Raw genomic sequence first — 13,980 nt, 5'->3', positions numbered from 1 at the left:
ATGCCGGTCTTCGACTACGACCCACCAGAGAGGTTCGTCGCCGGTGCCCTGGGGCAGCCGGGCGCACGGATCTTTTTTCTGCAGGCCAGGGCCGAGGGCAGACTGACCACGGTGGCGCTGGAGAAATTGCAGGTCGCCGCACTCGCGGGCAGGCTCGACGAGCTGCTCGACGAGGTGCTGCGGCTCAGCGGGGGCACCGCCCAGGTGCCCGCACTGGCCCCGGCCGACCTGGCCGACGACGCTCCTCTCGACACGCCGGTCGCGGAGGACTTCCGCGTCGGCACCATGGCGCTGACCTGGGACGCCGAGAAGTCGCAGGTGGTGATAGAGGCGCAGGAGGTCATCGACGAGGACGATCTCGACACCCCTGACCCCGCGGTGCTGCGCGTGCGCATCAGCGCCGGCGCCGCCCGCGCCTTCACCCGGCGAGCCCTGCAGATCGTCGCGGCGGGCAGGCCGCCGTGCCCCCTGTGCGGGCAGCCGCTCGACGCCGCCGGTCACGTCTGTGTCCGTCTCAACGGCTACCGCGGGGGTGAGGCGGCTTCATGACCGCTCCCGAGAGCGAACCGGCCATCAAGCCCCCCTCCCCACCGCCGTCCCTGCATGACGAGGAGGCGCTCGCGCTGCTGCGCGACGGCACGCTGGAGGTCGCCGGTCGCCTCGTCGAGGCGACCAACATGACGCTCTACTGCTCGGTCAAGCTGGGCGAGCGGTCGGCCGCCTGTGTCTACAAGCCCGTACGCGGCGAGCGCCCCCTGTGGGACTTCCCCGACGGCACCCTCGCAGCCCGTGAGGTGGCCGCCTTCGAGGTCTCCCAGGCCACCGGCTGGCGCATCGTCCCGCCCACCGTCTACCGCGACGGCCCCTTCGGCCCCGGCATGTGCCAGCTCTGGATCGACACCGAGCGCGAGATCGACCTCATGCGGCTGGTCAAGAGCCGCAACCCGGTCGTGCGGCGGATGGCGGTCTTCGACGCGGTGGTCAACAACGCCGACCGCAAGGGCGGTCACCTGCTGCCGCTGCCCACGGGCCACGTGTACGGCGTCGACCACGGCGTGTGCTTCTCGGTGGAGGACAAACTCCGCACGGTCCTGTGGCAGTGGCGCGGCAAGCCGCTGGCCCGCGAGGCGGTGGCGGTGCTGGCCAAGCTGGAGCGCGACATCGAGTCGGGCTCGCTCGGGCGCAGGCTGCGCGAGCTGCTCACGCTGGCGGAGGTGGAGGCCACCTGGCAGCGGGTCAGGCGGCTGCTCGACACCGGCGTGCATCCGTACCCGTCAGAGGGCTGGCCGGCCATACCCTGGCCCCCCATCTGAACGAGCCGGCGCCCGTTTAATACTCTTTGCCCATGTGCACGCTGATCGTGAGAACCGGGCGGCGGCTGAGCCTCATGGGCGTCAGGGACGAGCTCACCGACCGGCCCTGGGAGGGGCCGGCGGAGCACTGGCCGGAGTACCCGGGCGTGCTCGGTGGGCGTGACCTGAAGGCCGGCGGCACCTGGCTGGCGGTCAACCCGGCGGGCCGCCGCGCCGCGGCGCTGCTCAACGGCCGCGGCAGGGCCGCCGACGAGAGGACCAGGGTCTCGCGGGGCGACCTGGCGCTGCGGGCGGCGTACACGGGGGAGCTCCCCGCCGAGGCCGGCCTGCGCGACTACGACCCCTTCCACCTCGTCCTGGCCGGCCTGTCGCGGGTGCGGCTGCTGAGCTGGGACGGCGAGCGGGCGGCCGTGTCGGACCTGCCCCAGGGCACCAGCATGGTCGTCAACACCGGCTTGGACCCCGAGAGCGAGCGGGTCGTGGCGTACCTGCCCCGCTTCAGGGACTCCGAGCGATGGGGCGAGCTGATCAAGGCCGAGCCGTCCGCCGACCCCGGCGCGCTCATCGTCAGGCACGAGCTGCCCGACGGCCGGATCTTCGCCTCCCTGTCGGTGATGGAGGTCGCGATCGCGCAGGAGGGCGTGACCTACGACTTCACCGACCTGACCGCTGATCGGGACGGATAGGCTCAAAGACATGAGATCGTGGTCTGCCCAGAACGTTCCCAAACTCCCAGGTGAGAGCATTCCGCTCAGTCTCTACGACACCTCGGCCAAGCAGGTGCGGCAGACCGACCCCGGTCCCACCGCCAGGATGTACGTCTGCGGCATCACCCCGTACGACGCCACCCACCTCGGCCACGCCAACACCTACCACGCCTTCGACCTCGTCGGCCGGGTGTGGCGCGACGCGGGCCACGAGGTGCACTACACGCAGAACGCCACCGACGTGGACGACCCGCTGCTGGAGCGGGCCGCCCAGACCGGCGTCGACTGGCAGGACCTGGCCGAGCGGGAGATCGAGCTGTTCCGCGGCGACATGGAGGCGCTGCGGATCATGCCGCCCCGCGAGTACGTCGGCGTCACCGAGGTCGTCGGCCGGGTGGCGGGCCTGATCGCCAGGCTGGCCGCCAAGGGCGTCACCTACGACCTCGACGGCGACGTCTACTTCAGCGTGGCCGACGCCCCCAAGTTCGGCCAGGTGTCCGGCTACGGCGAGCAGGAGATGCTGGCCCTGTTCGCCGAGCGCGGCGGCGACCCCGAGCGGCCGGGCAAGCGCCACCCGCTCGACTGGCTGCTGTGGCGGGCCGAGCGGCCGGGCGAGCCGGCCTGGGACTCGCCGCTGGGCCGGGGCCGCCCGGGCTGGCACATCGAGTGCACCGCGATCGCCCTCGACCACCTGGGCGCCGGCTACGACGTGGCGGGCGGCGGCTCCGACCTGATCTTCCCGCACCACGAGTGCGGCGCCTCCGAGGGGCACGCCGCGACCGGCGAGTGGCCGTTCGCCAAGTTCTACACGCACGCCGGCATGGTGGCGCTCGACGGCGAGAAGATGTCGAAGTCCAAGGGCAACCTGGTCTTCGTCTCCAAGCTGCGCCGCGAGCACGACCCGATGGCGATCAGGCTCGTGCTGCTGGCCCACCACTACCGGACCGACTGGGAGTACGTGCCCGACATGATGGCGCGGGCCGAGCAGCGGCTGGCCACGTGGCGCTCGGCCGCCGCCCTGCCGGTGGGGCCGCCCGCCGACGAGCTGCTGGCGAAGGTGCGCGAGCGGCTGGCCGACGACCTCGACTCACCCGGCGCGCTGGCCGCCGTGGACGCCTGGGCCGAGCAGGCCCTCGCCGGCGGCGGCCGCGACGAGTCGGCCCCCGGCCTCGTCCGCGACCTGGCCGACGCCCTGCTGGGGATCGACCTGCGCTGACCCGCGGCACAGGCTGCGGTCGCCCTGCGCCGATCCGGGCGGCGCGGGTGATGCGCTCCGCCGCCCCGAGCCGCGCCGGCGGTGCCCTCCGCTGATCCGAGCCGCACAAGCGGTCGCCCTCACCAGGGCGGCCGCTTTTTTGTTGCGCGAGACCGGCTACGACCACTCCCGTGCTACCGCTTCCGAGCGAGGTTGGGCTATCCTGATAATCAGTAGTGCTGATCATCAGGGAGACATGCATATGATTCTGATCACCGGTGGCCTCGGCTTCATCGGCACGCACACCACCCGTGCCCTGCTGGACCTCGGGGAGTCCTGCGTGCTCGTCCAGCGCCGACCCGCCGAGGTGCCCGCCGGCTTCGCGGCCGAGGCGGGGGAGCGGCTCTTCGTCGAGCAGGCCGACGTCACCGACGAGGGCGCCCTGTCCGCCATCGGCGACCGGTACGAGATCACTGGCATCCTGCACCTGGCCGGCTCCATGCCCTGGCCGGTGGGGGCGTACGAGCCGGTCGAGCACACCGAGCGGGCGCTGCGCGGCCTGCTCAACCTGTTCCGCGCGGCGCGCGACTGGCAGGTGCGCCGGCTCGGCCTGGCCAGCACGATCGGCGTGTACGCCGGCGTCACCGCCGACGGGCCCCTGCGCGAGGACCTGCCGCTGACGATGGACGCCCCGCACCCGATCCCCCGGTTCAAGAAGATCGGCGAGCTGCTGGCCGGTCACCTGGACGAGGTGCTCGGCGTCGAGACGGTCAGCTACCGCATCGGCGGCATCTGGGGGCCGCTCGGGCACAACCCGGACCCGTTCTTCCCCGCGCCGCAGCTCGTGCACGCCGCCGCCCGCGGCACCGAGCCCGATCTGTCCGCGCTGATGACCGAGGCGCGCGCGGGGAGCGGGATCGACGTGTGCTACGTCAAGGACTGCGGGCGGGCGCTGGCGCTGCTGCAGACGGCCGGGCGGCTGCGGCACCGCACGTACAACGTGGCCTCGGGGCGGATCACCACCAACGGCGAGCTGATCGAGGCGATCAGGCAGCATGTCCCCGGCGCCCGCGTGGAGCTGCCGGAGGGGCGCGCGCCCGGCCCGGTCGACCACCCGCTCGACATCACCCGGCTGCGCGAGGACACCGGCTTCGAGCCCGCCTACGACACCGGGCGGGCGGTCGCCGAGTACGTGGACTGGCTGCGCGCGGGCCACGAGCGCTAGACGGCGAAGACCCCCGCCGGCGCACCGGCGAGGGCCCAGAAGGCGGTCGGACCTGTAGGTGGTCGGACCTGTAGGTGGTCGGACCTGTAGGTGGTCGGACCTGTAGGTGGTCGGACCCGTAGGCGGTCAGACCTGGAGGCGTTCGAGCTGCTCGATCGCCGCCAGCTCCGTGGAGAACCACTCGATCGTGCGGCGCAGCCCCTCCGCGGCGGGCACCTGCGCCCGCCAGCCCAGCCGCTCGGCGGCCAGCGAGGTGTCGGGCCGGCGCACCTTCGGGTCGTCGGCCGGCCGGTCGATGAACCGGATCTCCGACGACGTGCCGGTCAGCTCCTTGATCAGCGTGGCCAGCTCCAGCATGGTCAGCTCGTCGGGGTTGCCGATGTTCACCGGCCCCGCGAAGTCGCTGCGGGCCATGGCCAGGATGCCCGACACGGTGTCGTCCACGTAGCAGATGGAGCGGGTCTGCGAGCCGTCGCCGGTGATCGTGATCGGCTCGCCGGTCAGCGCCTGCCGGATGAACGTCGGGATCGCCCGGCCGTCGAAGGGCCGCATCCGGGGGCCGTAGGTGTTGAAGATGCGCACGATCCCGGTGTCGGTGGCGCGCGACTGCCGGTACGCGGTGGTCAGCGACTCGGCGAAGCGCTTGGCCTCGTCGTACACGCTGCGCGGCCCGACCGGGTTGACGTTGCCCCAGTACGTCTCCTTCTGCGGATGCTCCAGCGGATCCCCGTACACCTCGCTCGTCGAGGCCAGCACGAACCTGGCGCCCTTCTCCCTGGCCAGCCCCAGCGCGTGCAGCGTGCCGACGCTGCCGACCCGCAGCGTCTCGATCGGGTAGCGCAGGTAGTCGGCCGGCGAGGCGGCCGAGGCGAAGTGCAGCACGAGATCCAGCCGGTCGGGCACGTGCACGTATCCGGTCAGATCGCACTCGATGAGCCGGAACTCGGGTCGCTCCAGCAGATGTTCCACGTTGCGCGGCCCGCCGGTGAGGAAGCTGTCCATGCAGACGACCTCCGCACCCTCGTTCAGCAGCCGCTCGCACAGGTAGGAGCCGAGGAAGCCGGCGCCTCCGGTGACCAGAGCCCTCATGAGATGACCTCCATGGCAGCGTCGACGACTTCGGAAACCTCGATCTTCAGCAGCCCGGGATCGGGCCGCTGGCCGTGCGGGTCGCCCTGCTGCCCCGCCCACAGCGCGACGTGACGCCAGCCGGGCGGCGGGCCCCACAGCTGGGGCGAGACCGGCCCGAACAGGACCACCGACGGCACGCAGAACGCCGTCGCCAGGTGGGCCACGCCGGTGTCGCCGCAGACCACCAGCTTCGCCCTGCTGACCAGGTCGATCAGGTCGGCCATGCAGGTGCGGCCTGCCAGCACCCGCTCGGGGGGCAGCCCGGCCAGCTCGGCGACCCGGCGCGCGATCGGCACCTCCTCCGCGTTCCCCGTGACGATCACGTCGTCCAGGGCCGCCGCCACCTCGGCGAACCGCTCGGGCGGCCAGCGCCGCGCCGGATAGGCCGCGCCCGGATGCACGATCACCGGCCCCGTACGGTCGGAGATGCCCAGCGTCAGATCGCCGGGATCGGCGGGGATGCCGTGCCACTCCAGCAGGTCGCACCAGCGCCGCACCTCGTGCACGTGCTCCTCCCACGCGGGGCCGGTGCCGAAGCTGATCAGCCGGCCCGGCTCCGTGCGGCGCAGCGCCTCGATGCTCTGCGGCCCCCGCCCGTGCAGGTTGACCGCGATGTCCGGGTGCTCGAAGGGCAGCTCGTCCATCGGTACGGGGCCCGGCCCCGACACGTCCACCTGGCCGTCCACCGCGCAGGTCAGCGGCAGCAGGGCGGACAGGTAGCGCGGCGCGGCCAGCGTGATCCGGTGCTCGGGAAAGGCCTGGCGCAGTGACCGCAGGGCGGGCACGGCCGTGAGCAGGTCGCCCAGGCCGAGCCCGCGCAGCACGAGGATCTCTAGGGCCATGACGTCTCCGTGGACGGGCAGACGACCAGCTCTCTCACCTCGCATCCGGCCGGCTGCCGCAGCGCGAAGACGACGGCCTGGGCCACGTCGGCCGGATCGTTCAGCCCGGCCTCCGGGCCCGGCTTGTACTGCTCGGGCCGGCCGTCGAAGAAGCCCGTGCGCATGCCGCCGGGGATCAGCAGGGTCACCCCGATCTCCCCGCGCGTCTCGATCGCCAGCCCCCTGGTGAATCCGACGACGCCGAACTTCGAGGCCGAGTACGCCGACGCGTCGCTGAGCGGCCGCAGCCCCAGCGTCGAGGCGCAGGTGACGACCTTGCCCCGGGTGTGCTTCAGGTACGGCAGCGCCGCCCGCACGATCGAGGCCGTGCCCAGCAGGTTCACCTTGATGACCCGCTCCCAGTCGTCGGCGGGCACGTCCTCCAGGCGGCCGCACGCGTCGATGCCGGCGGCCGTCACGACGGCGTCCAGGCCGCCGGCCCGCTCGGCCAGCTCGCGCACCGCGCGCTCGGCCTGAGCCCGGTCGGACAGGTCCGCCGTCACGTGTTCGAATCGCTGGTCGGGCTCGCGGACGTCCACGACGAGCGCCTTCCAGCCCTCCTTCTCCACTGCTTCGGCGGTGGCCAGGCCGAGCCCGGACGCGCCCCCGGTGATCAATACGTTCACTGGATCTCCCTGATCAGATTGGTTGTCGAACGCCCCGGCAGGGTGCTCAGCACGACGATCTCCGCGCCGAGCCTGCCGAGGACCTCGGACTCGGGCAGCACTTCCCCCTCGTAGTCGCCGCCCTTGACCCACACGTCCGGGCGCAGCTGCTCGATGGCCGCGGCGGGGGTGTCCTCGTCGAACACCAGCACCGCGTCCACGCAGCCGAGCGCCCGCAGCACCTCGACCCGGTCGCGCACGTCCACGATGGGCCGGGAGGGGCCCTTCAGCCGGCGGACCGACTCGTCGGAGTTGACGCAGACGACCAGCGCGTCGCCCAGCGCCCTGGCCCGCCGCAGCAGGCTCACGTGGCCCGCGTGCAGCAGGTCGAAGCAGCCGCCCGTGGCGATCAGCCGGCCGCCGTGGGCCCGGGCCAGCCTGGCCACCTCCAGCGCCGTGCGCGGCCGGTCGCCGAGCCGTTGCTCCTGCACCTTCACGGTGGCGGCCCCGCCGCGCTCGACGAAGCGGGAGGCCTCGCCCACGCCGATCGTGACCGCCTCCTCCGCACCCGCGCCGTCGCGCAGGGCCAGCGCTGCGGCGCCGGCGAGCCGGTCGCCCGCGCCGCACGCGTCCTGACCGCCCGTGCGCACCGGTGGCGGCACGGTGGTCAGCGGGCCGCCCGCGATGGCCAGCGCGGCACCGCGCTCGCCGGTCGTGACGGCCACCGCCTTGGCCCGCAGCGCCCGCACCAGCCGGCGGGCCGCCTGGTCGGGGCCGTGGTAGCCGGACGGGCAGAGCATCCGCGCCTCCGCCTCGCTGGGCGTCAGCAGCGCGCAGCCGGGCATCGGCTGCTCGCCGCGCGGATGCGGGTCCCACACCACCGGCACGTCGAGGTCCTGCAGCAGCTCGCGGGCCATCCTGGCCACGCCCCTGCCGTAGTCGGAGACCAGCACAGCGCCGGCTCCTCTGATCGCCTCGACCGCCTCGGTGGTGGGGGAGTACCTGGCCGTGCCGTCGCCGGTGTCCAGGCGGACCAGCGTCTGGCCGCGGGCCCTGACCCTGGTCTTGCGTACGGTGCCGCCGCGCAGCGGGAGCCGTACCAGGTCGAGCTCCTCCGACAGCAGCCCGCACAGGCGGTGCCCGTCGGGGTCGTCGCCGACCGCCGTGATCAGCACCACGCGGGCGCCGTCACGCGCGGCCAGCAGCGCCGCCAGCCCCGCTCCGCCGGGACGGGCGTGCTCGGTGGCGACGTCCACCACCGGCACGGGCGCGTCCGGGCAGAGCCGCTCCGCCTCGCCCTCGACGTCCACGTCGAGCAGCGTGTCTCCGATGACGACCAGCGGCCTGTCCGTCACAGCGCCTCCTCTACGGCGTCGCACAGCAGGTGGATCAGCGCCAGGTGCACCTCCTGCACGGTGGCGGTCTCACCCGGGATGGTCACCGCCTCGTCGCACAGCCCGGCGAGCGGGTTAGGGGCGGGGCCCGTCATGGCCCAGGCCACCAGCCCGGCCTCCTGCGCCGCCGCGGCGGCGGCCAGCACGTTCGGGCTGCCGCCGCTGGTGGACAGGCACAGCAGCACGTCTCCGGTGCGGCCGTGCGCGCGCACCTGGCGGGCGTAGACCTCATCGGCGCCGAAGTCGTTGGCGATCGCCGTCAGTGACGAGCCGTCGGCGTGCAGCGGGATCGCCGCGTACGGCTGCCTGTCGTCCCTGAACCGGCCGACCAGCTCGGCCGTCAGATGCTGCGCCTCGGCAGCGGATCCCCCGTTGCCGCAGGCCAGCAGCCTGCCTCCGGCGGCCAGCACGCCGGCCAGCTTGCCACCCCAGGCCCGGACGGTGACCGCGTGGTCATCGACCTTCTCCAGGGTGTTCCAGAGCTTCTCCAGATGAGCATCCATGATCAACCCCCCAGGGCCGCCAGCCGGCAGACCTTTCCGTCGATGACCTGCGTGTACACGGCCTCGGTCAGCTCGGCCACGCGCGGCCAGGCGTACCGTTCCCTGGCCCGGCGGGCGCCGGCCGCGCCGAGTGAGGCGCGCCGCTCCGCGTCGCCGAGCACGTCCTTGAGCGCCCTGGCCAGCGCGCGCGGCCGGCGCGGCGGCACCAGCACGCCGCAGCCCGCCACCGTGTCCAGGTGGCCGCCGACCGCCGAGGCGACGACCGGCACGCCGCACGCCATGGCCTCCACGGGCACCATGCCGAACGGCTCGTACCAGGGCACCGTCACCAGGACGTCGGCCGAGCGCATCAGCGCGGGCACGTGCCGGCGCGGCACGGAGCCGATGACGTGCACGCGGTCCCCGATCCCGTACGCCTCGGCCAGCTCGCGCAGCCTGAGCGCCTCCTCGTCCGCGTCGCTGCCGCCGGCGATCACCAGGTTCGCGCCGGGGATCTGGCGCAGCGCCGCGATCACGGTGTCCACGCCCTTGCGCGGCACCATCCGGCCGATGCTCAGCACCATCGGGCCGTCCGCGCGCGGGGCCACCGGCCCCTCCGGGCAGAACGCCGACAGGTCCACCCCGCACGGCACGACCGCGACACGGTGTTCGGGGATCCCCATCGCGCACAGCTCGGCCACCTCGTCGCTGCAGGTGGCCAGCACCGCGTCGGCCCGCTGGCCGATCTCGCGCTCGGTCTCGATCCGGTGCGCGGGGCTGGTGTCGGCCGCGCCCTGCCAGCGCCGCTTGACCGTGCCCAGCGCGTGGAACGTCTGCACCACCGGCACCCCGGCGGACGCCCCGGCGCGCATCGCCGCCTGGCCGCTCATCCAGAAGTGCGCGTGCGCGACGTCCGGCGGGTCGGCGGCCCAGCGCGCGGCCAGCCACTCGGTGAACTCCGGCATGAACGGCGGCAGCTCGTCCTTGGGAACGGGCGCCGCGGGACCTGCGGGGACGTACTCGACGGTGACGCCGGGCGCCAGGCTCACCGAATCCGGTTGCGAGGCGCAGGAACGACGGGTGTGGACGACGACCGTGTGCCCCCGCTCGGCCAGGGCCACGGCCAGCGCGGCGACGTGGACGTTCTGGCCGCCGGAGTCGACGCCGCCGACCGCTGCCAGCGGGTCCGCGTGCTCCGAGATGAGATCGACCTTCACTGCGTCAGCTCCCTCACTGCCTTGACCACCTGCTCACTTGTCACTTGGGACAGGCACGGGTGCCCGGGCACCGGGCAGACGCGCGCTCTGCTTCCCTGACAGGGCGCCTCCTGGTCGCCCAGAAGCACCATGGGCACGCCGTACGGGGCCCACCGCACCGCTGGGACAACAGGGGCGAACAGGCTCACGACCGGCGTTCCGACAGCCGCGGCCAGGTGCGCGGGGCCGGTGTTGCCCGCCACGAGCACGCCGGCCCGTTCGATCACGGCAGCCAGCTCCGCGAATGTGGTCATGCCGCCCAGGTCGAGCGCGACGTCGCTGGCCACGTAGGCGGTCAGGTCACGTTCTGTGCCGGTCACGACGACCTGGTGCCCGTCGTCGGCCAGCTCCCGCACTGTCTGCCGGTGCCTGTCGGCAGGCCAGGTCCGGGCGGGGGCCGATGTCCCCGGGTGCACCACGACATACGCGCCTTTGTCGGCAACGCCGCCGACGCCTACACAGTGCCCCGTAAATTTCTCTATATCCGGCAACGGCCGCTGAACAGCGAGTTTCCCGTCATCGCCGTCCGGCAGCGCGAACCCGGCCGCCTGTGCGACGGCCAGCATGCGCTCCGCCTCCGGCACGTCCACGCTCTCGTCCACCACGTGCCGCACGTCGAGCAGCGAGCCCGGATAGTCGTTGCTGATCGCGGTGATGCGTCCCACCCCGGCCAGCCTCAGCAGCAACGCCAGCGGCAGCGCCGACTGGTGGAAGGAGGTCAGCAGCACCGCCTCGTCGATCCCGCTCGTCTGCTCGGCCAGCTCCCGCACGCCCTCCTCCGTGACGGGCGGCGGCGTGTGGTCGATCCACGGGGCCCGCCACGTGATCACCCGGTCCACGCCGGGCAGCACCTCGGCGGCCGCCCTGCCGTTCGGGCCGGCCAGGAAGATCACCTCGCGGGCTCTCGTACGGATGGCCCGCACGGCCGGACCGGCCAGCAGCACGTCGCCGGCGTCGTCCAGCCGCGCCACGAGCACGCGGCCCGCGTCCCCGGCGCGGTGGGCCGCACCGGCTCGCGCGGCCTGGTCCTTGGCACGCTCCCGCGAGGTCCTGCTCATCGCCGCACTCTCCATTCCCCCCGCAGCCGGTGCGCGCAGGCGACCGGCGGGATCAGCACGCTCGTGACGGCCATCCGCAGCACCTCCAGCGGGGTGCGCGGGCCGGGGGCGATGCGCCGCCACGCGAACTCGGCGGTCAGCGCCGCCCACGCGGCCCCGGCCCCCAGTGCGGTCACCTTGGTACGGGCGCCGGTCGCGGCGGCCGTGCCCAGCAGCAGCGCCGCCAGGCCCGCGGCGGTCGTCAGCGCGTGCAGGCGCAGCCGCCCGCGCCCGCCGCCGATGTCGGCCCGCCACGAGGGGCCGTGCAGGCGGCGCATGAGCGCGTCGTCGGCGTTGCCCCGCTGGAAGCGCACGCTCGCCCAGAACCCGTCGGCGCGGACCGGATGCTCCGTCACCCGCTCGCCCCTGACCAGCCGGTGCCCGGCCCGCGTCACCCGCAGCGCCAGGTCGGCGTCCTCCCGGTAGGCCCGGGGGAACCGCTCGTCGAACCCGCCCACGGCCTCCAGCGCCGAGCGCCGGTAGGCCATGTCGGCCGTCACCCACAACGCGCCGGTGAGGCCCGCCGTGTGCCGCTCACCGTCGGTGGGCCGGCGATCGGCGGGCAGCGGCACCACGATGCGGCCCTGGCTGCCCGCCACGTCGTCGGGCAGGTCCACCAGGTCCTTCCAGACCGCCTCGGCCCACCCCTGTGCGGGGATCACGTCGTCGTCGAGGAACACCACCCACGGGGTGTCGGCGGCCCGCCACCCGGCGTTGCGCGCCGCCGCGGGCCCGCGACCGCCCGACCGGACGACGCGGACGTGCGGGGGCGGCTCCGCCAGCAGGGGCGGCGCGGTCCGGGTGCCGCCCTCCTGCTCCGTCGCGAGGGCCCGGTCGTCCACCACGATCACCGGGACGCCCGGCCCCACGGCCGCCAGCGTGTCGCGGAGCGTGGGCCGCCCGATGGTGGGGATCACCACGGTGATCACGAGGCGAACACCTCCCCGCGCCGCACCACGTACGGCCCCAGCACCAGCACGTCCACCGGCGAGGACCCGAAGCACTCCAGCGCGTCACGCGGGTCGTCCACCATGGGCCGCCCGGCGGTGTTGAGGCTCGTGTTGACCACCACCGGCAGCCCCGTGCGCGCCTCGAACTCGCTCAGCACCCGCGCCATCAGCGGCTGCTCCCGCGGCGAGATGGTCTGGATCCGCGCCGTCCCGTCCACGTGCACGACCGCCGGGATGCGATCGGCCCAGTCCGGGTGCACGTCGTGCACGAACAGCATGTACGGCGACGGCACGGGGCCCCGCCCGAAGATCTCGCGGGCCCGCGACTCCAGCACCATCGGCGCGATGGGCCGGAACTGCTCGCGTCCCTTGACGTCGTTGAGCCGCTCGGTGTTGCGGGCGTGCCCCGGATGGGCCAGCAGCGAGCGCTGCCCCAGCGCGCGCGGGCCGTACTCGGCGCGGCCCTGGAACCAGGCCACGATCCGGTCGGCCGCCAGCTCGGCCGCCACGGCGGCGGCCAGGTCGTTGGGGCGGGTGTGCGGGACGCGTGCCACGTCCAGCCACGCGCCGAGCTCCTCGTCGGTGAAGCCGCGCCCGAGCGCGGCGTCCGGCATGGGCGCGGCGGGCTCGCCGTACGCGTGCGCCAGGTGCAGCGCGCCGCCCAGCGCGGTGCCGGAGTCGCCCGCCGCCGGCTGGATCCAGATCTCCTCGAACGGGCCCTCGTCCAGCAGCTTCGTGTTGGCCACGCAGTTCAGCGCGACCCCGCCGGCCAGGGCCAGCCGGCGCTCGCCGGTCCGCTCGTGCAGCCAGCGCACCAGCTCCAGCAGCACCTCCTCCAGCCGGGCCTGCACGCTGGCGGCCAGGTCGGCGTGGTCGGAGGTCCAGGGGGCGCCCTTCTTCAGCGCCTTGGCGTAACCGCTCCAGTCGACCGGCTCGACGCGGAACCCGCCGTCGCCGGTCGTGTAGATCACCTCGCGCAGCGCCTCCAGGTGGCGGGGGCGGCCGTAGGAGGCCATCGCCATCACCTTGTACTCGTCGCTGGAGCGCAGGAAGCCCAGGTGCTCCGTGACGTCCTCGTACATGAGGCCCAGCGAGTGCGGCAGCTCCTGCGTCGCCAGGATCTCCAGGTCGCCGCCGCGGTAGCGGCCCGCCAGGTGCGAGACGTTCTCGCCGCGGCCGTCGGCCACCAGCACCGCGCAGTCCCGCCACGGCGCCGCCAGGCCCGCCGAGGCGGCGTGCGCCACGTGGTGCGGGACGTAGGTCACCTGGCCCGGGTCCAGCCCGGGCAGGGCCGTGGCCAGGAAGGCCGGGGCGCGCACCGCGTACCTGGTCCGCAGGTCCTCCCAGTCGCCCTCGGGTTTCTGCACCACCAGGGACGGGTCGTAGGAGTAGGCCACGGCGTCGATGTCCTCGGGGGAGAGCCCCGCCTCGCGCAGGCACCACGCGGCGGCCAGCTCGGGCAGCTCCCAGGCGGAGAACGCCAGCGGCCTCTTGCCATGCTTGCGGCGGCTGAAGCGCTCTTCCTCCGCCGCGGCCACGATCTTCCCGTCGACCACCAGCGCGGCGGCAGGGTCGTGGAAGATCGCGTTGATGCCGAGAAATTTCATGCTTCCTCCCCCTAAGGATGTCGAGAACCGCTACCGAGAGAAGCGGTTCTCAAACATGAGGCGACGGCGCGAGATGCGGAAACAGGCGGAAACTCCTGCACTTGGTCACTTTAAGTAGTTGTTTGCCGGGACAGGCG

The 13,980-nt window shown here is 73.6% G+C and carries 14 protein-coding genes; 5 read left to right on the top strand and 9 right to left on the bottom strand.

What is annotated here, in order from left to right; translation table 11 throughout:
* From LCN96_RS35420 to LCN96_RS35400, 5 genes are all read left to right on the top strand, one after another.
* Positions 1–549, top strand: coding sequence for a DUF3090 domain-containing protein (locus LCN96_RS35420; RefSeq protein WP_225266784.1), 549 nt, complete (start codon positions 1–3; stop codon positions 547–549).
* Positions 546–1,313, top strand: coding sequence for an SCO1664 family protein (locus LCN96_RS35415; protein ID WP_225266783.1), 768 nt, complete (start codon positions 546–548; stop codon positions 1,311–1,313). The genes LCN96_RS35420 and LCN96_RS35415 overlap by 4 nt, the downstream gene beginning before the upstream one ends.
* 32 nt (positions 1,314–1,345) lie before the next feature.
* Positions 1,346–1,999, top strand: a complete 654-nt coding sequence (locus LCN96_RS35410; RefSeq protein WP_225266782.1) for an NRDE family protein — start codon at positions 1,346–1,348, stop codon at positions 1,997–1,999.
* Positions 2,000–2,009: 10 nt separating this feature from the next.
* Positions 2,010–3,236 carry a cysteine--1-D-myo-inosityl 2-amino-2-deoxy-alpha-D-glucopyranoside ligase gene (gene mshC / locus LCN96_RS35405; RefSeq protein WP_225266781.1) on the top strand — a complete coding sequence of 409 codons (1,227 nt, stop codon included), beginning with the start codon at positions 2,010–2,012 and terminating at the stop codon, positions 3,234–3,236.
* A 241-nt stretch (positions 3,237–3,477) separates the two neighbouring features.
* Complete coding sequence (locus LCN96_RS35400; RefSeq protein ID WP_225266780.1) at positions 3,478–4,440, top strand: NAD-dependent epimerase/dehydratase family protein; 963 nt, start codon at positions 3,478–3,480, stop codon at positions 4,438–4,440.
* Positions 4,441–4,566: 126 nt separating this feature from the next.
* Here LCN96_RS35400 and LCN96_RS35395 read toward each other — a convergent pair whose 3' ends face one another.
* Genes LCN96_RS35395 through LCN96_RS35355 form a run of 9 tightly spaced genes read right to left on the bottom strand, consistent with a single transcriptional unit; the run spans position 4,567 to position 13,843 of the window.
* The gene (locus LCN96_RS35395) at positions 4,567–5,529 is read right to left on the bottom strand and encodes a UDP-glucuronic acid decarboxylase family protein (RefSeq protein WP_225266779.1); all 963 of its coding nucleotides are present in this window, start codon (positions 5,527–5,529) and stop codon (positions 4,567–4,569) included.
* Positions 5,526–6,413 (bottom strand): glycosyltransferase family 9 protein, encoded by an 888-nt coding sequence (locus tag LCN96_RS35390; protein ID WP_225266778.1) that lies wholly within the window; start codon positions 6,411–6,413, stop codon positions 5,526–5,528. The genes LCN96_RS35395 and LCN96_RS35390 overlap by 4 nt, the downstream gene beginning before the upstream one ends.
* Positions 6,404–7,078 carry an SDR family oxidoreductase gene (locus tag LCN96_RS35385; protein WP_225266777.1) on the bottom strand — a complete coding sequence of 225 codons (675 nt, stop codon included), beginning with the start codon at positions 7,076–7,078 and terminating at the stop codon, positions 6,404–6,406. Before LCN96_RS35385 ends, LCN96_RS35390 begins: the two co-directional genes overlap by 10 nt.
* Positions 7,075–8,412: a PfkB family carbohydrate kinase gene (locus LCN96_RS35380; protein ID WP_225266776.1), complete on the bottom strand. Its 1,338-nt coding sequence runs from the start codon at positions 8,410–8,412 to the stop codon at positions 7,075–7,077. Before LCN96_RS35380 ends, LCN96_RS35385 begins: the two co-directional genes overlap by 4 nt.
* Positions 8,409–8,954 carry a D-sedoheptulose-7-phosphate isomerase gene (locus LCN96_RS35375; RefSeq protein WP_225266775.1) on the bottom strand — a complete coding sequence of 182 codons (546 nt, stop codon included), beginning with the start codon at positions 8,952–8,954 and terminating at the stop codon, positions 8,409–8,411. Before LCN96_RS35375 ends, LCN96_RS35380 begins: the two co-directional genes overlap by 4 nt.
* A gap of 2 nt (positions 8,955–8,956) precedes the next feature.
* The gene (locus LCN96_RS35370) at positions 8,957–10,150 is read right to left on the bottom strand and encodes a glycosyltransferase (RefSeq protein WP_225266774.1); all 1,194 of its coding nucleotides are present in this window, start codon (positions 10,148–10,150) and stop codon (positions 8,957–8,959) included.
* Positions 10,147–11,247 (bottom strand): glycosyltransferase family 9 protein, encoded by a 1,101-nt coding sequence (locus LCN96_RS35365; protein ID WP_225266773.1) that lies wholly within the window; start codon positions 11,245–11,247, stop codon positions 10,147–10,149. The genes LCN96_RS35370 and LCN96_RS35365 overlap by 4 nt, the downstream gene beginning before the upstream one ends.
* Positions 11,244–12,215, bottom strand: a complete 972-nt coding sequence (locus LCN96_RS35360) for a glycosyltransferase family 2 protein (RefSeq protein ID WP_225266772.1) — start codon at positions 12,213–12,215, stop codon at positions 11,244–11,246. The genes LCN96_RS35365 and LCN96_RS35360 overlap by 4 nt, the downstream gene beginning before the upstream one ends.
* Positions 12,212–13,843, bottom strand: a complete 1,632-nt coding sequence (locus LCN96_RS35355; protein ID WP_225266771.1) for a carbamoyltransferase family protein — start codon at positions 13,841–13,843, stop codon at positions 12,212–12,214. Before LCN96_RS35355 ends, LCN96_RS35360 begins: the two co-directional genes overlap by 4 nt.
* Positions 13,844–13,980 lie beyond the last annotated feature (137 nt).

It is taken from the genome of Nonomuraea gerenzanensis, from assembly GCF_020215645.1.
GTDB lineage: Bacteria > Actinomycetota > Actinomycetes > Streptosporangiales > Streptosporangiaceae > Nonomuraea > Nonomuraea gerenzanensis.
This window is presented reverse-complemented; position numbering and strand designations above follow the sequence as displayed.